This window comes from Nitratireductor arenosus (assembly GCF_009742725.1).
In the GTDB taxonomy this organism is placed as follows: domain Bacteria; phylum Pseudomonadota; class Alphaproteobacteria; order Rhizobiales; family Rhizobiaceae; genus Mangrovimarina; species Mangrovimarina arenosa.
In genome coordinates this window covers 59,596-81,034 of the sequence record NZ_WPHG01000003.1, presented here as the reverse complement: position 1 = coordinate 81,034, position 21,439 = coordinate 59,596, and the positions used below count along the sequence as shown (strand labels likewise).

Annotated in this window: 22 protein-coding genes; 3 read left to right on the top strand and 19 right to left on the bottom strand. The window is 66.7% G+C overall.

Features of this window, described 5'->3' with window-relative positions; genetic code table 11:
- Positions 1 to 144 precede the first annotated feature (144 nt).
- Positions 145 to 732, top strand: coding sequence for an outer membrane protein (locus GN330_RS12400; protein ID WP_197435146.1), 588 nt, complete (start codon positions 145 to 147; stop codon positions 730 to 732).
- Positions 733 to 918: 186 nt separating this feature from the next.
- A complete protein-coding gene (locus GN330_RS12395; RefSeq protein WP_156713026.1) occupies positions 919 to 1,611 on the top strand; it encodes a GNAT family N-acetyltransferase in 693 nt (230 codons plus the stop codon).
- A 65-nt stretch (positions 1,612 to 1,676) separates the two neighbouring features.
- On the opposite strand, the gene GN330_RS12390 is transcribed toward GN330_RS12395, so the two are convergent.
- From GN330_RS12390 to GN330_RS12345, 10 genes are all read right to left on the bottom strand, one after another.
- The gene (locus GN330_RS12390) at positions 1,677 to 2,294 is read right to left on the bottom strand and encodes a 2,3-bisphosphoglycerate-dependent phosphoglycerate mutase (protein WP_156713025.1); all 618 of its coding nucleotides are present in this window, start codon (positions 2,292 to 2,294) and stop codon (positions 1,677 to 1,679) included.
- A gap of 9 nt (positions 2,295 to 2,303) precedes the next feature.
- The gene (locus GN330_RS12385; protein WP_156713024.1) at positions 2,304 to 2,753 is read right to left on the bottom strand and encodes an EVE domain-containing protein; all 450 of its coding nucleotides are present in this window, start codon (positions 2,751 to 2,753) and stop codon (positions 2,304 to 2,306) included.
- Positions 2,750 to 3,556 (bottom strand): 4-hydroxy-tetrahydrodipicolinate reductase, encoded by an 807-nt coding sequence (dapB, locus tag GN330_RS12380; RefSeq protein ID WP_156713725.1) that lies wholly within the window; start codon positions 3,554 to 3,556, stop codon positions 2,750 to 2,752. The genes GN330_RS12385 and dapB overlap by 4 nt, the downstream gene beginning before the upstream one ends.
- A 5-nt stretch (positions 3,557 to 3,561) precedes the next feature.
- On the bottom strand, positions 3,562 to 5,415 hold the full coding sequence (locus tag GN330_RS12375) for an ABC transporter ATP-binding protein (protein ID WP_343040620.1): 1,854 nt from the start codon (positions 5,413 to 5,415) through the stop codon (positions 3,562 to 3,564).
- 196 nt (positions 5,416 to 5,611) lie between these two features.
- Positions 5,612 to 6,640, bottom strand: a complete 1,029-nt coding sequence (locus GN330_RS12370) for a glucokinase (RefSeq protein WP_156713022.1) — start codon at positions 6,638 to 6,640, stop codon at positions 5,612 to 5,614.
- A gap of 6 nt (positions 6,641 to 6,646) precedes the next feature.
- Entirely contained in the window at positions 6,647 to 7,066 is a 420-nt protein-coding gene (locus tag GN330_RS12365) for a methylglyoxal synthase (RefSeq protein WP_343040619.1), read from the bottom strand.
- Positions 7,067 to 7,162: 96 nt separating this feature from the next.
- The gene (gene mepA / locus GN330_RS12360; RefSeq protein WP_156713021.1) at positions 7,163 to 8,173 is read right to left on the bottom strand and encodes a penicillin-insensitive murein endopeptidase; all 1,011 of its coding nucleotides are present in this window, start codon (positions 8,171 to 8,173) and stop codon (positions 7,163 to 7,165) included.
- 71 nt (positions 8,174 to 8,244) lie between these two features.
- Positions 8,245 to 9,129, bottom strand: coding sequence for an SDR family oxidoreductase (locus GN330_RS12355; RefSeq protein ID WP_156713020.1), 885 nt, complete (start codon positions 9,127 to 9,129; stop codon positions 8,245 to 8,247).
- Positions 9,126 to 10,298, bottom strand: a complete 1,173-nt coding sequence (gene queG, locus GN330_RS12350) for a tRNA epoxyqueuosine(34) reductase QueG (protein ID WP_156713019.1) — start codon at positions 10,296 to 10,298, stop codon at positions 9,126 to 9,128. Before queG ends, GN330_RS12355 begins: the two co-directional genes overlap by 4 nt.
- Positions 10,299 to 10,300: 2 nt before the next feature.
- The gene (locus GN330_RS12345) at positions 10,301 to 10,993 is read right to left on the bottom strand and encodes a glutathione S-transferase family protein (RefSeq protein ID WP_156713018.1); all 693 of its coding nucleotides are present in this window, start codon (positions 10,991 to 10,993) and stop codon (positions 10,301 to 10,303) included.
- Positions 10,994 to 11,370: 377 nt separating this feature from the next.
- On the opposite strand from GN330_RS12345, the gene GN330_RS12340 reads away from it, so the two are divergent.
- Positions 11,371 to 12,177, top strand: a complete 807-nt coding sequence (locus GN330_RS12340; protein ID WP_156713017.1) for an undecaprenyl-diphosphate phosphatase — start codon at positions 11,371 to 11,373, stop codon at positions 12,175 to 12,177.
- 75 nt (positions 12,178 to 12,252) lie between these two features.
- On the opposite strand, the gene GN330_RS12335 is transcribed toward GN330_RS12340, so the two are convergent.
- The 9 genes from GN330_RS12335 to GN330_RS12295 all read right to left on the bottom strand — a co-directional run bounded on the left by GN330_RS12335 (position 12,253) and on the right by GN330_RS12295 (position 21,424).
- Complete coding sequence (locus GN330_RS12335; RefSeq protein WP_156713016.1) at positions 12,253 to 13,020, bottom strand: sulfite exporter TauE/SafE family protein; 768 nt, start codon at positions 13,018 to 13,020, stop codon at positions 12,253 to 12,255.
- A gap of 6 nt (positions 13,021 to 13,026) precedes the next feature.
- Positions 13,027 to 14,001, bottom strand: coding sequence for a complex I NDUFA9 subunit family protein (locus GN330_RS12330; protein WP_156713015.1), 975 nt, complete (start codon positions 13,999 to 14,001; stop codon positions 13,027 to 13,029).
- A 138-nt stretch (positions 14,002 to 14,139) separates the two neighbouring features.
- Positions 14,140 to 15,132, bottom strand: a complete 993-nt coding sequence (locus tag GN330_RS12325; RefSeq protein WP_156713014.1) for an ornithine cyclodeaminase family protein — start codon at positions 15,130 to 15,132, stop codon at positions 14,140 to 14,142.
- Positions 15,129 to 15,983 (bottom strand): alpha/beta fold hydrolase, encoded by an 855-nt coding sequence (locus tag GN330_RS12320; protein ID WP_156713013.1) that lies wholly within the window; start codon positions 15,981 to 15,983, stop codon positions 15,129 to 15,131. The genes GN330_RS12325 and GN330_RS12320 overlap by 4 nt, the downstream gene beginning before the upstream one ends.
- On the bottom strand, positions 15,980 to 17,434 hold the full coding sequence (locus GN330_RS12315) for a M81 family metallopeptidase (protein ID WP_343040617.1): 1,455 nt from the start codon (positions 17,432 to 17,434) through the stop codon (positions 15,980 to 15,982). Before GN330_RS12315 ends, GN330_RS12320 begins: the two co-directional genes overlap by 4 nt.
- Entirely contained in the window at positions 17,431 to 17,973 is a 543-nt protein-coding gene (locus GN330_RS12310; protein ID WP_156713011.1) for a TRAP transporter small permease, read from the bottom strand. The genes GN330_RS12315 and GN330_RS12310 overlap by 4 nt, the downstream gene beginning before the upstream one ends.
- Before the next feature lie 4 nt (positions 17,974 to 17,977).
- A complete protein-coding gene (locus GN330_RS12305) occupies positions 17,978 to 18,958 on the bottom strand; it encodes a TRAP transporter substrate-binding protein (RefSeq protein ID WP_156713010.1) in 981 nt (326 codons plus the stop codon).
- Positions 18,959 to 19,004: 46 nt separating this feature from the next.
- Entirely contained in the window at positions 19,005 to 20,291 is a 1,287-nt protein-coding gene (locus GN330_RS12300) for a TRAP transporter large permease (RefSeq protein ID WP_343040616.1), read from the bottom strand.
- Entirely contained in the window at positions 20,279 to 21,424 is a 1,146-nt protein-coding gene (locus GN330_RS12295; RefSeq protein WP_343040615.1) for an NAD(P)/FAD-dependent oxidoreductase, read from the bottom strand. Before GN330_RS12295 ends, GN330_RS12300 begins: the two co-directional genes overlap by 13 nt.
- Positions 21,425 to 21,439 lie beyond the last annotated feature (15 nt).

The window sequence follows — 21,439 nt, the reverse complement described above, 5'->3', positions numbered from 1 at the left end:
TCCCCGATTGACAGGCAATTTTGCGCCGCAAGTTTTGAGAGAACGTAAACAAGGCTTCACGCGCGCCGTTGGCCGTTAAGCAATCGGAAACCATAAGCACGTATCTTTCCAAACATGGTTTATGGATCGTTAGGGAGCCTTTCCATGCGCAAGGCCTTTTCTTGCCTTTTTCTGCTCGCGACCGTCGGCGCCGCTTCGGCGGCCGATCTCGATATCATCGAGGCCCCCGAGATCAATCCCGAGCGTTTCGGATGGACGGGCGCCTATGTCGGCGCCAGCGTCGGCTATTCATGGATGAACGATGTCGACAGATCCTTCGTCCCGCCCTTCCCCGACCATGGCGAGGACTGGGTCGTCGGCGCCCATGCCGGCTATTTGCATCAGTTCGGCTCCGTGGTGGTGGGCGCGGAGGTCGAATACACCAATCTCGACATCCGCTTCGAGCGCGCGCCGTTCAAAATCTACGCCAACGACGCGGTAGCGGCCAAGCTGCGCGCCGGCTATGCGATGGACAGGCTGCTCGTGTCGGCCCATGGCGGCGCCGTCTATGCCACGACCAATATCAGGTTGCAGGATTGGGGCTGGACCCTCGGCGCCAATGTGGATTACGCGCTGACGAACAATATCCTGCTCGGCCTGCAATATACGCATTTCGATTTCGAGGAATTCGACAACACGCTGATCGACGCGCGCCTCGATACGGTGACCGCGCGGATCGGCTACAAATTCTGACATCGACACGGCGGCAGGCAACCAGTTCGCGGGCGGCGCGAGCCATGCATCATGCAGGCATCAGAAATTCGCGAACGGGTGGCTGAAACGGCGCCGGCGCCTTGTTCTTTTGTGTGCGGCGCACAATATGCGTGCCATGCAAAGAGTCGACGACTCGGGGAGGAATACCGCGAGGATGTTTGACACATGGCCAGGCGCCACCCGCTTCCGTCTCCGGCCGGCACGATCCGCGTGCTTTCGCCGCGCGATCTACCCCTTTTCCGTGAGCATCTGCTGCGCCTCGACGCATCGAGCCGGCGCGATCGCTTCAACGGGGTGACCGACGACCGCTTCGTGATGTCCTATGCCGCCCGCTGTTTTGACAAGCGGGCGCTGGTGATCGGCTATTTCGCGGGCGGAACCATGCGCGGCGCGGCCGAACTGCACGAACGCGCCGACGCGCCCAAAAAATCGGCCGAGATCGCGTTCAGCGTCGAACGCTCGCTGCAGCATCGCGGCATCGGCAGCCGACTGTTCGAGCGCCTCATCGAGCGCGCGGTCGCGCTCGGCCATGTCAGTCTGTACGTGACCACCCACCCCCAGAACCAGGCGATGAAGGCGCTGGCGCGCAAGTTCAACGCCGGGCTGCGGTTCGAAAACCTGGAAGCGGCCGGCATGATCGATCTTACCCAGCGGCCGGCGCAAGGCCGCAAAGCGCGCGCGCTGCCGCGTCCGCCAGCCAGGCCCGCGCCTGTAGCCGCCTCGGCGGCGGAACCCGATCTCGCGGCGGCGTTTTCTGGCCTGACGAAGGCCGTTCTCGATTTCCAGTTCGCAGCTATGGGCGGCGTGCGTCCCGACGGAGCCGCCGGTGCCAGCAAGGCCATGCGCGCGCTGCGCTGAGCGCGCGCGATGTCAAAGGGCCTCGGATCGCGCCAGGCCGGCAGCGTATCAGCCGGTCGCCGGCGCTATTCAAGAATCTCCTTCGACGCCACGGTCGAATCGGCATTCAGCCGGTAGACGATAGGAACGCCGGTGCCAAGTTCCAGCTTCACCACCTCCTCCGGCTTCAGCCCGTCGAGCGCCATGATCAGGGCACGCAGCGAGTTGCCGTGCGCGGCAACCAGAACGGTTTCGCCGCGCAGCACATGCGGCTGGATGACGTGCATGTAATACGGCCATACACGGGCGCCGGTGTCGCGCAGGCTTTCACCGCCGGGCGGCTGAACGTCATAGGACCGGCGCCAGATATGCACCTGCTCCTCGCCCCATTTGGCGCGCGCGTCATCCTTGTTGAGCCCGGCCAGGTCGCCATAGTCGCGCTCATTGAGCGCCAGGTCACGCTCGGTCTTTAGCTCGCCCTGGCCGACGGCATCGAGGATATGCTGGCAGGTCTTCTGCGCCCGCATCAGCACCGAGGTGAAGGCGATGTCGAACGTCGTGCCGCGCGCCTTCAAGAGCGCGCCGGCCGCCTTGGCCTCGCCATGGCCTTTTTCGGTCAGGTCGACGTCGCGCCAGCCGGTGAAAAGGTTTTTGAGATTCCATTCGCTCTGGCCGTGGCGAACGAGGACGAGTGTGCCTGACATGGGGTCTCCCTATTGGCTTGCCGATTGCGAAAACTGATCGCCGACACGCATTGCCACGGCGATTTGCGCGAAATCGGCCGCGTCGATCGAAAACAGCGATTTGCGGAAATACATGCCCCAGTGCCGACGGTTTCTGACGAAGGAGAACCGGTCGAGGAGCGGATAGATATCGGCCGGTTGCGCCTGCGCGAGCCAGCGCGCCGGGCGGTACCAGCCGATATGGCCGGCTACCATCTCGCGCTCGCCCGGATCGCCGGGCAGGACCTGACCGATGGCGGTGAAGGCGCGCAACTCGGCCCCTTCCCTGTACCCTTCGCGCGGCGAATAATAGGCGATCCAGTCGCCGGGCAGGGTCCTGGCGACAGCCGCCTTTTCGCCATGCGAGAACATCGCGAACCCGCCTTCGACCGCAATGCGCACATGCACCGCCGCAGCCGTGCCGATCCAGTGCGAGCTCATCGCCCCTCGAGCCCCAGAACATCGAGCATGGAATAGAGGCCAGGTTTGCGGCGATGCGCCCAGAGCGCCGCCTTGACCGCGCCACGGGCGAAGATGGTACGGTCTTCGGCCAGATGCGACAGCGCGATCCGCTCGCCCTCGCCGGCCAGTATCACCTGGTGTTCGCCGACCACGGAACCACCGCGCAAGGTCGCGAAACCGATCGCGCCGTTCGGGCGCGGACCGGTATGGCCGTCACGCACCCGCACGCTGTGCTCGTCCAGCGCGATGCCGCGCCCCGAGGCGGCCTCCTCGCCGAGCAGCAACGCCGTGCCCGAAGGCGCGTCCACTTTGTGACGGTGATGCATCTCGACGATCTCGATGTCGAAATCCTCGTCCAGCGCCGCGGCTGCCTGGCGCACCAACACGCCTAGCAGATTGACGCCCAGGCTCATATTGCCCGATTTGACGATCGTGGCGTGGCGGGCGGCGGCAGCGATCGCGGCCTCATCGTCGGGCGCGCAGCCCGTCGTGCCGATGATGTGGGCGATGCGGGCCTGCGCGGCATAACCTGCGAACTCGACAGTGGCCGCCGGCACGGTGAAGTCGAGGACACCGTCCGCCTCGGCAAATACCGGCAGCGGGTCGTCGCGGATCGCGACATTGAGCATACCGATACCGGCCAGTTCGCCCGCGTCGCGGCCGATGAAGGGCGAGCCCGCCCTTTCCACCGCGCCGGAAAGCCGGACCCCCTCGGTCTGGCGAATGACCCGGATCAGGGTCTGCCCCATGCGGCCGGCGGCGCCGACAACGACCAGTTTCATCGCGCTCACGACTTGCTCTCCGCCGATTTCCTGCGCGCGGTCGCGGTTGCGGGCTTACCGGCGACGTCGCGCACGAGTTCCAGATCCTTGGTGCCCTGCATCTGGTTGAAGCGGTGATAAAGCCCGCCGCGGTTGCGCATCAATTGCTTGTGCGTGCCCTCCTCGACCAGGCGACCGGCTTCGAGCACGACAATATGGTCGGCGTTGACGACAGTCGAGAGCCGGTGGGCGATGACGATGGTGGTGCGGCCCTCCATCACGGTTTCGAGCGCCTGCTGGACGCGCGCCTCCGATTCGCTGTCCAGCGCCGATGTCGCCTCGTCAAGCAGCAGGATCGGCGCGTTGCGCACGATTGCCCGCGCGATCGACAGGCGCTGGCGCTGGCCACCCGACAAGGTCATGCCGTTTTCGCCCACCTGCGTATCGTAACCGCGCGGCAAGGCGGCGATAAAAATGTCGGCATGAGCCTGGCGCGCCGCCGCCTCGATCTCGCCGTCGCTGGCATCCGGACGACCGTACCGGATATTGTCGCGGATCGAGCCTTCGAACAGGTAAGGTTGTTGGGAGACATAGGCGATCGACTGGCGCAACGATTGCTTGGTCACGCCGGATATGTCCTGGCCGTCGATCGAAATCGTGCCGTCCCACACATCGTAGAAACGCTGCAGGAGCGCGATCACTGTCGTCTTGCCGGCACCGGAGGCCCCGATAATGGCCGTCTTTCGACCAGGCGCCGCGACGAAACTGACATCCGTCAGGACCGGATTATCCGGTATGTAGCCGAAGGTGACCTTGTCGAAACGCACCCCGCCGCCTGCAACGGCCAGCGCCGGCGCATCCACGCGATCGCGCTGGCGCGGCTCTATGTCGAGTATCTCGTAGATCATGCGCGCATTGACGAGCGACCTTTCGAGATTGACCTGGACGCGGGCGAGGCGGCGTGCCGGATCATAGGCGAGCAGCAACGCGGTGATGAAGGAGATCACCGCGCCCGGCGGCTCCTGCTCGAAGGCGGTGCGATAGCCGGCATAGGCGATCACGCCCGCCACCGCGAAACCGGCCAGGATCTCGGCGATCGGGGTGGTGCGCTCCGAAACCCGGGCGATCTTGTTGGCTCGGTATTCGGCGTCGTCGATCAGCCGCGACAGTCGGGCCGAAAGCTGTCCTTCCATCGTGAAGGCCTTGACGATGGCGACACCCTGCACCGCTTCCTGCATGGCGCCGATCAGATGGGCGTTGATCTCGACCGATTCGCGCGTCACGCGCCGCAGCCGGCGCATCAGCCGGTTGACGGTGTAGATCAGCGGCGGACCGATGAGGAAGGCCACCAGCGACAGGACGGGGTCCTGGATGATCATGACGATGACCAGCGCCACCAGCGAGACGGCGTCGCGGGCGAGCGACGTCAGGGTCATCGACAGGAGATCGCGGATACCGTTGACGTTTTCGTTGATACGCGCGGCAAGCTGGCCCGAACGGGTGTCGGCGAAAAAATCGACGCCAAGGCGCATCAGATGGTCGAACAGCCGCCTCTGGTAACGCGCCACGAGATTGTTGCCGATCTTGGCGAGAAGCACGGCCTGCCCGTAGGTGGCCAGCCCACGCAGGATGAAAGCGGCGGCGATGCTGCCGCAGATCAGCACGATCAGGTCGTAGCGGCGGTCGTTGAAGATGCTGTCGACGACATCCTTCATGATCCACGCGACGAATGCGGTCGTGCCGGCGACCGCGATCAGGCACAGCACAGCGAAGCCGTAATGCGGCAGATATTCGCGCCCGTTCTCGCGTATCACGCGGCGCAGGATCGCGACGACTTCGCCGGGATCGATCGATGGCCTGTGCAATCCCTGTGACGTCACGTGCGGTTCCGATCGTTGCGGCGGGTGGAAGGCCGTTGGCCGTCCGGGAGTTAAGCGCGCCGCCGGCCGGCCGCGGGATCGCGGTCGACGGAGGCGCAACCCGCCTGCCGACGGGGAGCGCCCCTCTTAGCGTCATCGCCGGACAATGCCTATGCCTTCGCTGCAACACCGGCGTCAAGCCGGCGCCGCCGCGACCTTACTGGATATGCCAGTGGCGGCTGTCGATCTCGACCCCGAACCGGGCGGGCGTGCGCGCATAGGCGGCCAGACCGGTGAGCGCGGCCAGCGGATGGGTGATGACGAAAACCGGGATCTGCCCAAGCAACTCACTGTGCGGCGCCTTGTCCTCGAAGGCCGCACGAAACGCCGGCTCCTTCAGCGCCGGAACGATCTTCTGGGCAATTCCGCCGGTCAGATAGACACCGCCGCGGCTCATGAAGACAAGCGCCAGATCGCCCGCGAGCCGACCGAGGCCAACCACGAACATCGACAGCGCCTCCTCGGCGACGGGATCGCTTTTGTCGAGCGCGGCGGCCGTGATCTCCGCCGGAGTAGCGAGTTGCGCCTGTTTGCCGTCCGCCGCCGCGACCGCTCCGTAGAGATTGACGAGGCCGCGGCCGCACAAAAGCTGTTCGGCCGAGATTCGCCCCTCGATCGGCTCCAGATGCGGATAGACCTCGAGATCGCGCGCGGTGCGCGGGCCCATGTCGACATGCCCACCCTCTCCAGGCACCGGGATCCAGGTATGGCAGGCATGGACCAGGCCGGCGACACCGAGGCCGGTGCCAGGGCCGAGCACGATCCGGCCGGCATTGGGCTCGACCTCACCCCCGCCGATCTTGACCATATGCTCCTCGCCAAGCGCAATCACGGCAAGCGCCTGAGCCTCAAAATCGTTCAGCAGCACGATATCCTCGAGACCGAGCGCGGCCGCCATCGCCTTCGGCCGCACCACCCAGTCGCAATTGGTCAGTGCAATCTCGTCGCCGTCGATCGGACCGGCGACGGCCAGCACGGCCGAGCGTGGAATGATCGAGGTGCGGTCCAGGATCGAAGCCTGGATGGCTTCGTCGATCGTGGCGAAATCGGCCGTCTGCACGATCGGGAACTGCTTCGGCTCGGCATAGGAATCGATCAGGATAGCGAAGCGGGCATTGGTGCCGCCGATGTCGCCGATCAGGATCGGGAATTTGAGAACCGTATCGGCATCCTCCGCAATGGGCATGTCGTCCTACCTGCCGTCCGTTTCCGAAGCTGGATCATCGCTACCGGGTGCCCGCGGCCGGCCGAGAACCGCTTCGGCGGTCGACCGGTTGAGCGCCATGGGAATATCATAGACGATCGCGAGCCGCATCAGCGCCTTGACGTCGACATCGTGCGGCATCGCCGTCAGCGGATCGACGAAAAACACCAGCGCGTCGATGCCGCCTTCCGCGATCAGCGCGGCGATCTGCTGGTCGCCGCCGAGCGGACCGCTCTTCACGCGCGTGACGGACAGCGCCGGGCAGGCCTCGACGATCCGCCCTCCGGTGGTTCCGGTGGCGTAAAGCTCGCAGGCGGCAAGCCGCGCGCGGTGCCGGCGCGCAAATGCAACCAGCTCATCCTTCTTTTTGTCATGCGCGATCAGCGCAAGACGCAGCCTGTCAGACACGTCTGGATTCCTTCCCGCCGGTCCGTTCGGTTCCTTAAACCGGTTTAAAAAGTTTAGGACAAGCCCTGGTCGTTGAAAAGCCGCGTATTACCTGGCTCAGCGGCGCGGGCGCGGCTCGGGCAGGGGAATTTCGCGGCGCGGCGTAGCGGCGAAGGCGCTGGCGGCGATCGGCGGCGCCGTGACGGCATCGCTTCCGCCGATAGTCACGGCGGCCTCGGACACCGGCGCCGGCGCCTCCAGCACATGGCGACACGCGGCCGGCAGGTCCTTCATTACCATAACGTCGCGCGCCTTGGGTTTGGCCGGGCCCTTGGCCGGGCGCCACGGCTCCTCCGTGAACCACCAGGCCAGCGATTTGTCACAGCCATCGCTCGCCGGCGGTGGCTTCTGGCTGCGGCAGCCGGTCGAGCCGTCGGGACAGCCGATACGGACATGGAAATGATAATGATGGCCCCAGAACGGTCTGATCTTGGACAGCCATGCGCGGTTGCCGGTCACCGTGTCGCAGAGCTTCTTCTTGATGCCGGGATGAACCAGAATGCGCTCGACCTCCCGGTAGCTTGCGGCCCGCTCGAGCAAAGCCGCATGGGCCGGCGTCCAGATGCGGTCGTCGACGTAGAGCGAGCCCTTCTTCAGCACCGAGGTCGCGCTCATATTTTCGCGCTCGCTGGCGGTAAGGCGCCGATCAGGCATCGGCGTCAGCCAGATATCGGCGTCGAGCCCCATCTGATGCGAGGCGTGGCCGGTCAGCATCGGGCCGCCGCGCGGCTGCGAGATGTCGCCGACCAGAAGGCCGGGCCAGCCATCGGCCGCCGCCTCGCGCGACAGTCTTTCGATCAGCCGGATCATCTGCGGATGGCCCCAGCGACGGTTGCGCGACACGCGCATGGCCTGCCAGTTGGGACCGTCGACGGCGATCGCGACGCCGCCGGAAAAACAGCCCTTGGAATAGAAGCCCCAGGTTTTGGGCGCGGTCGCGGCGGGCAGGCGCTTGGCGCCGAACAGCTCCTTGGCCAGCGGTTCGGCGGCCTGTCCTGGCGTCGTCGCCACGGCGGCGACAAGGGCCGCCGCCGCGCTGGCGCGGAAAAAAGCCGTCAAAGTCATCATGCGCTCCCGGTATCGCCGCCCGATATTGCGCGAATCATAGCATGGCGTCGGTGGCGACGCGACGCCGCCGCTCAGGCGCCCGGTTCGATATCCCAAGCTCCGTCCCGCCACAGCCCCGTCAACGCGGCGCGGTAATCGGGATAGGCAAAGCGATAGCCCGTCGCCTTGATGCGCGCGTTCGACACCCGCTTGGTCTCGGCCCAGAAGGAACGCGCCATCGGCGTCAGTTCGGCTTCCGCGAACGGGATTTCCGGCGGCGGCGCCACGCCCATTATCTCGGCCGCGAATTCCACCACGTCCTGCGGCGGCGCCGGCTCGTCGTCGGTGATGTTGAAGAGGCCGTCCCGGGCGCCGCGCGCGAGATGGGCGGTGGCGCCGGCGATGTCGGCGACATGGATGCGGTTGAAGACCTGGCCGCGCTTGACCAGGCGCCGGGCCGTGCCTTTCGACAGGTTCAAGAGCGCGTTGCGGCCGGGACCGTAAATCCCCGAAAGCCGCAATATGGCGGCCGGGACGCTCCGTTCGCGGCCGAGCGCCAGCCAGGCCTCTTCCGCCGCCACGCGCGCGACCGAACGCGGCGAAACCGGCCGTGGCGCGGTGTCCTCGTCGACCCAGGCACCGTCATGGTCGCCATAAACGCCGATGGTCGACAAATAGCCGATCCAGGCGAGTTCCGGCATGTCGCGTCGGACGAAGTCGGCGAACGCAGCCAGAACCGGATCGGCCGCGCCCTTGGGCGCGATCGAAACGACGAGATGCGTTGCCTGTGACAGACGTTCGCGCAATTCCGGATCGGACGTTTCACCGTCGAAGACCAGCGGCTCGATCCCGGCAGCGCGCAGCCGGTCGAAATTTTCCCGCGCGCGTGTGGTGCCGGCGATCCACTCGGCTTCGGCGCGCATATGTCGTGCAATGGCGCGGCCGGAATAGCCGGCGCCGAAGATCATCAGCCTCATGCGAACTCCCTGTCGTTTCCGGTGCGCGCGGCCGTGCGCGCCGCCTGCCATTCCTCGCGCACGCTTTGGTCGGCATCGGCGGCGCGTTCGGCGGCAAGTGCGAGAAAATCCCGCGCCGGCAGAAGCCGCGACAACGCCCACACAGCGGCGCCGCGCACCACCGGCGCGGCGTCGTCGAGCAGGCGTCGGCAGGCCGGCACCAGCGCGGCGTCGCCCGAATTGCCGGCCGCAACCAGCGCGTTGCGCACGAAACGGTCGCGCCCGGTGCGCTTGACCGGCGAACCGGAGAACAGGCTGCGAAAGGCCGCGTCGTCGAGCGCCAGCAAGTCGCGCAAAGCCGGCGCGCGCCGGTCGGCCCGGCCGGCCAGCTTGGCTTCGGAGGCGCTCTGCGCGAACTTGTTCCACGGACAGACCGCCAGACAATCATCGCAACCATAGATGCGGTTGCCGATCGCCGGACGCAGTGCGCGCGGGATCGGACCGTGATGCTCGATTGTGAGATAGGAGATGCAACGGCCCGCATCGAGCCGGTAGGGCGCGGGAAAGGCGTTGGTTGGGCAGATGTCGAGACAGGCGCTGCAGCGTCCGCAGTGATCGCTTTCTGCGGCATCGGCTTCCAGAAAGGTCGTGGTGAAGATCGAGCCGAGGAAGAGCCACGAGCCATGGCTGCGGCTGACCATATTGGTGTGCTTGCCCTGCCAGCCGAGGCCTGCCGCGGCAGCCAGCGGCTTTTCCATCACCGGCGCGGTGTCAACGAACACCTTGACGTCGGCATCGGCGCGCGCGGCCAGCTTGCCGGCAAGCTGCTTGAGCTTGCCCTTGACGACGTCGTGATAGTCGCGGTTTTGCGCGTAGACCGAAATCACCCCGTGCGAGGTCCGCGCGAGATCGTCGAGCGGGTTGTGGTCCGGCCCGTAATTCATCGCCAGCATGATTACCGAGCGGACCTCCGGCCAAAGCCGGCGCGGGTCGGCGCGCGCCTCCATGCGTTCGGCGAGCCAGCCCATCGTCGCGTGATGACCGTCCTTGACGAATTGCCGCAGCCGCTGCGGCAATTCGGGCACGGCGTCGGGCCGCACCACGCGCACGAGATCGAACCCGGCTGCTGCCGCCTCGCGATCGAGGAAGGTCCGCAAGGGGCTCTTCGCCGGCCGCGCGGTCTGGCCCATGATCAAAAATCCAGATCGGCGTAGTGCGACACCGGCGACAGGCCCGGCGCGCGGTCGGCGAGCAGCGGACGGAAGGACGGTCTGGACTTGATGCGCCCGTACCAGTCGCGCGCGGCGCGATAATCCTCCCACGGCACCTCGCCGAGATAATCCAGTACCGACAGCGCGGCGGCGGCGGCAAGATCCGCATAGGACAGCCGGTCGCCGGCCAGCCAGTCGCGCGTGCCGGCCAGCCAGTTGGTGTATTTCATGTGCGGCTTCACATTGGCGCGCGCGGCACGGATCGCCGCCGAATCGGGCGAGCCGCCGCCCTGCATACTGGTCATTAGCGGTTTGAAGGCGCGCTCGCGCACCAGATGGCGGGTCACCTCGTTGTCGGTCTTGACCAGGTACCAGTCGACCAGGCGGCGGACCTCGGCGCGCGTGAACGGGTCGTCGCCGTAGAGCCGGCGCTCACGCATCAGCGCGCCGCGCGTCTCGTCGAGATATTCTGCGATCACGCCCGCGCCAACGATCGGCGTGTCGCCCTCGGCGAGCAGCACCGGCAGGGTTCCGGCGGGGTTCATTTCGAGCAGTTCCGGGCGCCGTAGCCACGGCTTTTCGTCGATCAGTTGCAGTTCCTCGCCATATTCGGCGCAGGACAGGCGCACGTAGCGGCAGGAAGCGACCAGCGGGTGATGAAACAGTGTCAGCATGATTCGAACTGTGCGTTAGGGGGCCAATCGACGTTTAGGTTCGGAGCTCGGAACTTGCCGCCGGCAAGTCCGGGACAGGCTGCGCGCAAGCCGAAAGCTAACGCGTTGCGCAAGGATATGGCCACAATTGGCCATGACGGAAGCGCGCCGGCATGGAAGGGACCTCCCCCTTCCGCCCTCTCGATGCCGCATCTGGGAGATCATTTCTCATGTCGCGCTCCAAAACCCGCATGACGACTGGCCCCGGCCTATGGCCTTTTGAAGACCGGCGCGCTAAATCTCCCGCGCCTCCGGCAAGGTCGCGTCAAAGGCCAGTCTCTTAGGGGCACACACTAGGACGCGCAAGGCGGCGCCCGGAAGACGAGCCGGAGAATTTCATGGCACAGCAAACGATTGTGGACGCGGCGATGCTCGGCCTTCTGGAAGGGCTGACCGAGTTCATACCGGTGTCCTCCACCGGCCATATTCTGCTCGCCGGCCATTTCCTCGGCTTCGAATCGACCGGCAAGGCGTTCGAGGTGCTGATCCAGCTCGGCGCCATATTGGCCATTCTCAGCGTCTATTTCACCCGGCTGCTGCGGCTTCTCGTCGACTTTCCAAGCGACGCCCGCACAAGACGCTTCGTCGCCGGCATCCTGATCGCCTTCCTGCCGGCTGCCATCGTCGGCGCGGCCGCACACGGGTTCATCAAGACGGTGCTGTTCGAGACGCCGATGCTGATCTGCATCATGCTGATCGTCGGCGGCGTGATCCTGCTCTGGGTCGACCGCCTGGCCCTCGAGCCGCGCTACTCCGACGTAATGGACTATCCGCCCGGCCTTTGCCTCAAGATCGGCCTGTTCCAGTGCCTGGCGATGATCCCAGGCACCTCGCGCTCCGGCGCGACGATTGTCGGCGCGCTGCTGATGGGCGCCGACAAGCGCTCGGCGGCGGAGTTTTCCTTCTTTCTGGCGATGCCGACCATGGCCGGCGCCTTCGTCTTCGACCTGTACAAAAACCGCGACGTGCTGTCGGCATCCGACCTGCCGATCATAGCGGTCGGCTTCGTCATGGCCTTCATTATGGCGGTGATCGTCGTGCGCTACCTGCTCGACTACGTCTCCAGGCACGGCTACCGGCTGTTCGGCTGGTGGCGGCTGGTCGTCGGCTCCATCGGCCTGGTCGCGCTTCTTGTCTGGGGATAGACCGCGAGCACGGCAAACCCGACGACAGCGCGATCCGGCCCCGTTTTCAGGCTACGGCGCTTGCGCTCGGGCCGTTTACAAAAGCGCCGTCGCTCCGCGCCGTATCATGTCGAGCGCCAGAAGGGTGATGCCAATCCGAAAGACCTGGCGGAACGCCTTTTCCGGCAGGGCCTCGAGCAGCCGCGTGCCGTAAACCGTGCCGAGATAGCCGGAGGCGATCATCGCCACGATCAGCGGCAGCCAGCGCCAGAAGGCGAACCCGGCGAGCCCGAACACGACGAGCTTGAGCGCGTGCTGGACCGTCATGCCGGCGGCGTGCGTGGCCACCAGCGCCTTGCGGTCGTCGGGAAAAAGCTGGGCGAAGAAGGCCGACAGCAACGGTCCGGTCGCGCCCATGAACATGGTGACGAAAGCCAGCACCGCGCTGCCCAGCGTCAAGCCGGCGGCCCCGAGCCGGCCGATGCCGGGAATGCGGCTCCAGGTGACCACGATGATGAACAGGCCAAGTGCGAGCTTGAGCAGCGCGTCGGGCAATTGCACGACGAAGAAGGCGCCGCCGGCCGCCCCGATCACGCTGCCGATCAGGAAGGGGGCGGCGATTGCCCAATACACATTGGCCCGCTGATGCCAGGCCCGGCCGGTGTTGGAGCCGAGCTGAACCGCTCCATGGACGGGTATCAGCGCGGCGACGGGAATGAATTGGCCCATCAGCGCGAGCATGGCCACGCCGCCGCCGACACCGAAAGCGGCCGTCAGCGCCGAGGTGAAGAAACTGGCACTCACCAATATCGCCGCCGCCGCGATGCCAAACCCGTCCGGCAGCAGGGCGAAGGGCAGATCCAAGACCGGTCAGGCCACCTTGCCGGTCACGAATTGTCCGGTCTTGCGAAAACGCCACAGATAGGTCGGCAGGATGGTGTCGAGCGCCTGCGGCCGGATGCCGAGCCCTTCCAGCGTGCGGCCGTCCTCAACCGCCGCTTCAGAAACGACGTTGTCGGTCTGGAGCAGCGTGATCTGGTCGCGCGTTAGAAGCGGGGTCGGCATGAATTCGAGGAACCAGGCCTGCAAGCGCGCCAGCGACCAGGGCAAATCGACGAACATGCGCTTGCGCTCGACCACCTCAAGCATCTTTTCCATGCATTCGCGGAAGCTGAGCACTTCCGGCCCGCCGAGCTCGTAGGTCGTGCCAGCGGCCAGATTACCGTCGACGGCACGCGCCACGACTTCCGCGACGTCGGCGACATAAACCGGCTGGAAGCCGGTGTGTCCGCCGCCGACCAAGGGCAGGATCGGCGAAAAACGGGCCATGCCGGCAAAACGGTTGAAGAAATCGTCCTCGGGGCCAAACAGGATCGAGGGACGCACGATAACGGCGTCGGACAGGGTCTCGCGCACCGCCTGCTCGCCGAGCGCCTTGGAGCGGGCATAGATCGATTCGGACTGGGGATCGGCACCGATCGCAGAAATCTGGGTCATGCCGATGCCGGCGGCGCGAGCTGCTTCGGCCACCGCACGCGCGCCGAAATCCTGGACGGCCGAAAAGCGCTGGCGACCGGATTCGAACAGAATGCCGACCGCATTGACGGCGTGGTCGGAACCCTCGAGCGCGCGGTCGACCGACCAGCGATAGCGCAGATTGGCCTGGACCGCTTGGATCTGACCGACATTGCCGAGCGGCTGCAGATGGCCGGCGAGGTCGGGCCGCCGGCAGGCGACGCGTACCAGATAGCCGCGCCGCGCGAGGGCGCGCACGACATGGCGGCCGAGAAAGCCGGATCCGCCGAACACGGTGATGCGCTTGGGGTTGGATATAATCGTCGTCATGGCGCGAACTTCTCCGTCGGCAGCCGAAACCGCGCCATTAGACAATGGCGTCCTCGCGCCGCTTCATAATCGGTTTCAGCGCGAAGGCAAAGCGCGACCATTCGCCATGCCCACCGGGAGCGCAGCCGCCGGACGATGTCAGAGCGTCGCGGTCACGCCGAGACCGCGCTCGCGCGCCCGCTCCATGCAGTACCAGGCGGCGGCCAGATCCTGCGCGGCGACGCCGAGCGAACGGTAAAGCGTGATCTCGTCGTCGGCGCCGCGGCCGCCATGCGCACCGGCCAGCACCTCGCCGATCTCGGCCCGCACGTGGTCCCTGGCGATGCGGCCGCTTTCGAGCGCGGCGATGACCTCGCCGGCCTGGGCGAAGGTCGAGGCGCGGTAATCGACGAACAGCGTGGCGCGCGCGACCATATCCTCGTCAACCTCGCGGCTCGACGGCACCGACGCGCCGGCGACGTTGAGATGGGTGCCGGGATCGATCCAGCCGCCCTTCAGAACGGGCTCAGGCGACGAGGTGACGGTGCAGACGATGTCGGCGCCGGCGACGGCGGTTCTGACGTCGTCAGCCGGCTCTATGGCAACCTCGCCGTAGCGCGCCCGGGCCCGGGCGATGAAGGCGTCGCGATTCCTGATCCTCCGGCCGACGACGCGCACCCGGCTGATATCGCGCACGCACATCATCGCCTCGAGATGATGCTCGGCCTGTTCGCCGGCGCCGATGATGGTCAGCACGCGCGCATCTGGCCGCGCCAGCGCACGGGTGGCGACCGCGCTGGCCGCGGCGGTGCGGATCGCCGTCATCAGCCCGGCGTTCATCATCGCGATCGCCGTGCCGTGCTCGCCCTCAAACAGCACATAGGCGCCCTCGTGCGAGGAATACCCGGCATCGGGATTTTGCGGAAAAAGGCTCAGAAGCTTGATGCCGAAACAGGCCGGCTGGCCGGCAACGCCGGGCAGGAGCGCGCCGGGCATGACGCCCATGCGGTTGTCGCCGCCGACATTAACGAGCGAGCGCAGCGGCAGATTGGCCTGACCGGCGGAGACCGCCTTCATCGCGGTTTCCACCACCTCGATCGCATCGGCCATCTTCAGGCAGGCGGCAACGTTCAGATTGGAAAGTACGATCATTGCCGGCGCGTCGTCCCCTCGCCCCAACCCTGGCCGGTGACCTCCAGATCGAGCTGTTCTTCCAGAAGCCCGGTATAGGCGGCCGGGCGAACCACGTAAGGAAAATGGCCCCCCCAGGCGAACCGGTAACACACGCCCGGGTCGAGCCGCGCGCGCAGCGCCTCGCGCAGCGGCTGCGGCAGCAGCGGGTCGTCGTCACTCTCGATCGCGACGATGCGCTCGTGCGGCAGGGAAACGGGCGGCAGATCGGGTCCGTCGCGCAGCGCCTTCAGCCGGGCGCGCAGTTCGGGTTCTGAAATGCGTCCGCCCTGCTCGGCCATCAGCAGCGCGACCAGATCGGCCTGGTCGGGATGGGTTTTTTCCCACGCGGTCAAGCCGCGCCCAAAGCCGGCCCTGAGCTCGGCAATCGGACCGTGGTCGAGATCGGAATTATAGGGCGGGAACTGTTTGATCTCGTCCACCGAACCAAGCGTGTTGGCGGCCAGCAACCGCTTGACCAGTTCCGGGTGAACGGCGGCGAAATACTGCGCGAGATAACCGCCGAGCGAGGAGCCCAGCACTGTGGCCGCCCGTACGCCGCGCTGGCGCAGGAGTTCGGCCAGGTCGCCCCCCCATTCGCGTACGCCGCCGCTGTCGGGATAGGTGACGGCGATCACCCGGGCGCGACCGGCCAGCGCCTCGATCTGCTGCCAGAAAATATCGGCGCGGCCCAGCGTGCCGGGAATCAGGACGAGAGCCGGGCCTTCGGTGCCGGCCGCAACCACGCCCCATTCGCGGCCGCGCAGGCTCACCCGCCGTTCGGGATGGCGCGCGGCGAAACGGTCGCGGTCGGCAATCAGCGGGTTGGTCATGCGAACGGGTTCTCCACCTTGGGCCAATAATCGCCCTTTCTGCGGGTGAAGGGAATGGCGGCGAAATCGGGGGCGATCGCGCCGGGGGTCGCCATATGGATCACCTCGGCGGCGATCGGGGCGAAGCCGGCGTAAAAATGCTGCGACGACTTGACCACCACGATGCGCATTGCTTCCAGATCTATGCCGAGCTGGGTGAAGGCTTCGGGGTGGAAGGTCTGGGTGCGCAGATCGTTGACGACCAGATGCACGCCGTCGGCCTCCAGCCAGACCACGTTGCCCATCGGCATCAGCGTCTCGCCCATAGGCTGGGACAGGTTCCTGGCCGCCTTGCGGACGGTGACGGTGATGTCGACCGGGTCGCCGGACATCGGCCCGACCTTGCCGCCGAGGCGGATCGGCATCACCGCGCCCTCGCCGGCCTCCTGGCACATGCGCACCACGCCCGGGTCCCAGAAAAGTCCGAGCACGATGTCCTTGAGCCCGCGCCTGAGCACCTCCTGGAGGACGAAGGTGGCATCGCTGGGCGCGCCGCCGCCGGCATTGTCGGCATAGTCGGCCAGCACCACCGGGCTGCCGTTGGACGCGCTCGCCCGGTCCAGCGCCGCGTCGATCGACGGGAAGTCCGAGCGCAACCCCTCGCGGATCGACCACAATTTCTCGCCGAATTCGCGCGCGGTGGCGGCGGCCAGATCGGCGTCGCCATCGGCGATCGCCAGCATGCGCGTACCGACCAGCGGGTGGTCGCCCCAGGGAAAACCGTGCGCCAGCGACAAGGACAGGATGCCGCCGCTTCCCTCGCGGGCGATCATCGCGTCGACAAAACCGCGCATCGGCTCCTTCGGCGTCTGGTAGGAGCCCATCATGCGGCAGTCATAATCGCGCATGACCGGCCGGATCTTGCCGTCGGCGGTATCGGCGGCGAGCGTGAACAGTTCCTCGGCCCGGTCGGGCGAATCGGTGTGCGGATATTCCTTGTAGCAGACGATCAGATCGGCGGATTCGAGCATCAACGGGGTGAGATGGTTGTGCGGGTCGATCTCGAGCCCGATCACCGCTTCCGTGCCGACGAGCTCACGGATATGCGCCATCAGATCGCCCTCGCAATCGTCGCAGCCCTGGGCGATCATCGCGCCGTGCATCGACAAGAGCACGATGTCGACCGGCATCGCCTTGCGCAGGTCGGCGAGGATTTCGGCGCGGAAGGCCTCGTAGACCGGGCCGATGGTGAGCCCAGCCGGCTGGGCGAAGGCGGCGAGGCTTTCGACCACCTGCCAGCCGCGTTCCTCGGCGCGGCGGCGCCACACATGCAGCGGCGCGGAAAACAGGTTGGGCGTTTCCCGCGTCGCCTCACGGCTCAGAAAGGTTTCCTCGAACGAGGCCAGACCGGTCGGAATCGGCGAAAACGTGTTGGTCTCGGTGGCGAGGCCGGCGATAAAGATTTTTTTCACGGCGTGCTGTCCTGCTGTTCGTCGGGATCGAAGGCCGACAGCCGGGCGGCGAAATCGGCCAGGAGATGAAGAAAGATCAGCGCAAAGGCGATCGGAATGGCGAGGCCGAACCAGGCCATGGAGATGCCCAGCGTCTCGGAATGGCGGCCGACCAGGCGGGCGAGATAGCCGCGCGTCGGGTCGCCGGAGGCGCTAAACAGCGAATAATACAGAACCGGCGCGGCAAAGACGGCCACGCCGGCAAGCCGCGCCAGCGCCATCAACGCGCCGACGGGGCCGGCCTTGTCGCGCATGGCGGGAAACAGGTTCGGGTCGGCATGGGCGCGAAAGGCGCAGGATGCGCCCAGCATGCCGGCCCACACCATGGCGTAGCGGGCGAGTTCCTCGGTCCAGATCGGCGGCGCGGCCAGGATGTAGCGGGCCACGACCTGCCAGCTCGCCGCGAGCACCATCACCACCACCGCCGCGACCGCGCCCCATAGCGCGGCCGCGTTGAGCGATGCCGAAAGCCGGTCGAGAATGGCGGCCACGGCCCGCATGCGCTCAGCGCCCCAGCGACGCCGACCAGATGGCGAGCTGATCGGCGCTGACCGGACCGGCGGTGTAGACCGCCCGGGACTTTTCGCGGAATTCGGCGCGCGCCTCCGGCGTCAGGCGGGTGACGGCGATGCCGGCTTCCTCGAGCGCGCTCAGAATGCCGGAACGCTTTTCAAGCCAGGCGCGATTGGCCTTGTCGGCCGCCTTGACGGCATCGTCGACCGTCCGGCGCTCTTCCTCGGACAGGCCCTGATACCAGTCCTCGGACGCGATCGCGAGGCGGACCGAGGGCGACGTGCCGGCATCGGTGAAATGCTTGATGAAGCCGGTATGACCAAACAGAAGCGGCACGAAGGGCGGATTGATATAGCCGTCGGCGACCCCGGTCTGGAGCGCGTTCGGCACCTCGGCCCAGCTTACGATGGTGCCGGTCGAGCCCCAGGCCTCGAACAGCGATATCTGGATTTCATCGAGCGCGCGCATGCGCAGCCCGGCCATGTCGGCAACGCCGGCAACCGGCTTCTTGGTGTTGAAGATGCCGGCAGGAAGACCGAGATGGGCAACGCCAAGCACCCGCACGCCCTTGGGCGTCGTGCCGGCATTGATCTTCTCGAGCATCCCGCCCGCGTAAAGCGCCTTGTCGACTTCGCCGAGATCGTCGAAGAAATAAGGCAGATAGACGCCGTAGATCAGCGTATCGAGCGTGCCGGCCGATTTCACGTCCGACATCGAGACTTCAAGCAGGCCCTGGCTGACCTGATCGAGGCGCTCGGCTTCCTCGCCCAGCGCGCCGCGTTGGAACTCCTCCGCTTCGATGCCGTTCTCGTTGAGATAGGTCGCGAAGGCGTGCGCCCACACGTAAGTGCCGGACTGCTCGAGGTCCGGCGGGCTGTCGAGCGCCACCTTGACCGTCTGCGCCAGTACCGGCGGCGCGACGGCGACGGCGGCAGCGAGCGCGAGGCTTCCGATCCAGTGTCGAAGTTTCATGTTCTCCTCCCTTTCTGGCCGTTATTGTCGGTTCGGCCCTGTTGCGTCACAGCCCCATGGCGCGGGGCAGGACAAGACTGATCTGCGGAAAGACGATGATGGCGCCAAGCACCACCATCTCCAAAATGACGAAGGGAATCACGGCGCGCGCGAGTTGCCAGTAGCCGACGCGGGTGACGGCCGAGACGATCAGCAGGCAGCCGCCAAGCGGCGGCGACACCAGCCCGATGCACAGATTGAAACAGATCACGATGCCGAGATGGACCGGGTCGGCACCGCCGGCGAGCGCGACCGGGGCGAGCAGCGGCACCAGCAGCGCCAGCGCTACGGTGATGTCGAGCACCATGCCGGCAACGATGAAGATGATGTTCATGGCCAGCATGAAACCGATCGGCCCGAGGCCGAGATCGGCGACCAGCCTAGCGATCGCTTCGGGAATGCGCTCCAGCGCGGCCAGATGGCCGAGGGCCGCGACGGCGCACAGGATGATGAAGATCGAACCGGTAAGCGTTGCCGTGCGCCGCAGTGCCTCCAGCAGTCCTTGGCGGGTGATGCCGGTATAGAAGGTGCCGGCGGCGAGCGCGGCGACGACCGCGACCGCGGCGGCTTCCGTCGGCGTCATCCAGCCGAAGACGATGCCGCCGACAATGATCAGCGGCAGGCTGAGCGCCGGCAGGGCCCCGACCAAGGTCGGGCCGAAGGCGGGTGCCTCGCCGCGCTCCAGGCGCGGATGGTCGTCTCGCCAGGCATACCAGGCGTTGAGCGCGAACAAGGCCCCGGTCAAAAGCAGCCCCGGCAGGATGCCGGCCATGAACAGCGCCGCCACGGAGGTCTGCATCAGCGCGCCGTAGAAGATCAGGATGATGGAGGGCGGCACGATCGGCCCGATGATCGAGGAGGCCGCCGTGATGGCGCCGGCATAGGTGGCCGAGTAGCCGCGCTCGCGCATCGCCGGCACCAGCGTGTTGGAGAGCGCGGCCGCGTCGGCCACCGCCGAACCGGAGATGCCGGCGAAGAACACGCTGGTCATGATGTTGACGTGGCCGAGCCCGCCGCGCAGGCGCCCGACCAGCGCCATCGACAGGTCGATCAGCGCGCGGGTGACGCCGGCCCGGTTCATGATTTCGCCGGCGAGGATGAACAGCGGCATTGCCAGAAGCGCGAAGACGCTGATCTGGGAGAACACTTTTTGCGGCAGGATGGCGAGATAGCGCGCATTGTCGGTCGCCACGAAGACAAGCACCGCCGAGGCGCCGATGATGTAGGCGAGCGCCAGACCCGACGCCAGAAGTCCCAGTGCGGCGAGCGGAACGAGCCAGATCATCGGCGGCATGCCGGGCGTTCGGGCCGAAGGGCGCGAACATCGAGACCGTGGTCGACAATGTCTGCCGGCGGGTCGTTGCGCAGCACCAGCGCCGCCGCGCAGCGCGCCAGCGCCGGCGCGGACTGGATGCCGTAGCCGCCCTGCCCGGCCAGCCAGAAGAAGCCGGGCACCGACGGGTCGTAACCCACGACGGGCACCTTGTCGGCGACGAAACTGCGCAGGCCAGCCCATTTGTTGTCGATGCGCGTCACCTTGAGGTCGAAGGCCCGCTCGATCCGGTCGACACAGATCGCGATATCGATTTCTTCCGGCTGGGCGTCGCAGGGCGGCGACGGCGCCTCGTCGGCCGGCGAAATCAGCAGGCGGCCGGATTCCGGCTTCAGATAGAATTCTTCGTCGATATCGACGACAGTTGGATAGCCGGACACCGGTACTCCTTCCGGGGCCGAAACGATCATCGCGGTGCGGCGCTTGGGCACCAGCCCGACCGGGGTCGCGCCTGCCAGCACGGCGATCTCGTCCGCCCAGGCGCCGGCGGCGTTGACCACGGTGCCGGCGCGGATGGCGCCGCGAGCAGTGTCGATGCGCCAGCCCCGGCCGTCATGCGCCAGCGCGTCAACGCCGCCGTCGGTCACGAGCCGACCGCCGAGATCGCGAAAGCGGCGCAGATATCCCTGATGCAGCGCATCAACGTCGATGTCGCGCGCGCCCGGTTCGTGCACGGCGGCCACGGCATAGCCGGGGCGCAGCAGCGGCACCATCGCCGCGATCGCGGCAGCGTCGAGCCGCGCGACCGCGCTGCCTTGCGCCAGGTCGGCCAACATCGCCTCGACGGAACCAAGCTGGTCCTGACGGGCGATCATGATCACGCCGCGCGGCGACAGCAACGGCCCGGCGGCGAAACCGTCCGGCGGCGCGTCGAAGAAGCCGGCCGAGGCGCGCGACAGGGCGCGGATCGGGGCGGGACCGTAAATCGTCGAAAACAACGCCGCCGAGCGGCCGGTGGTGTGATAACCGGGCTGGGCCTCGCGCTCGAGCAAGGCCACGCGCGCGCTTGCCGCCAGTTCGGCCGCCACCGAGGCGCCGGCAATGCCCGCGCCGATGACGGCAATGTCGACGTCTTGCGGCAAACGCTCCGCCACGCAAGCCTCCTCCCA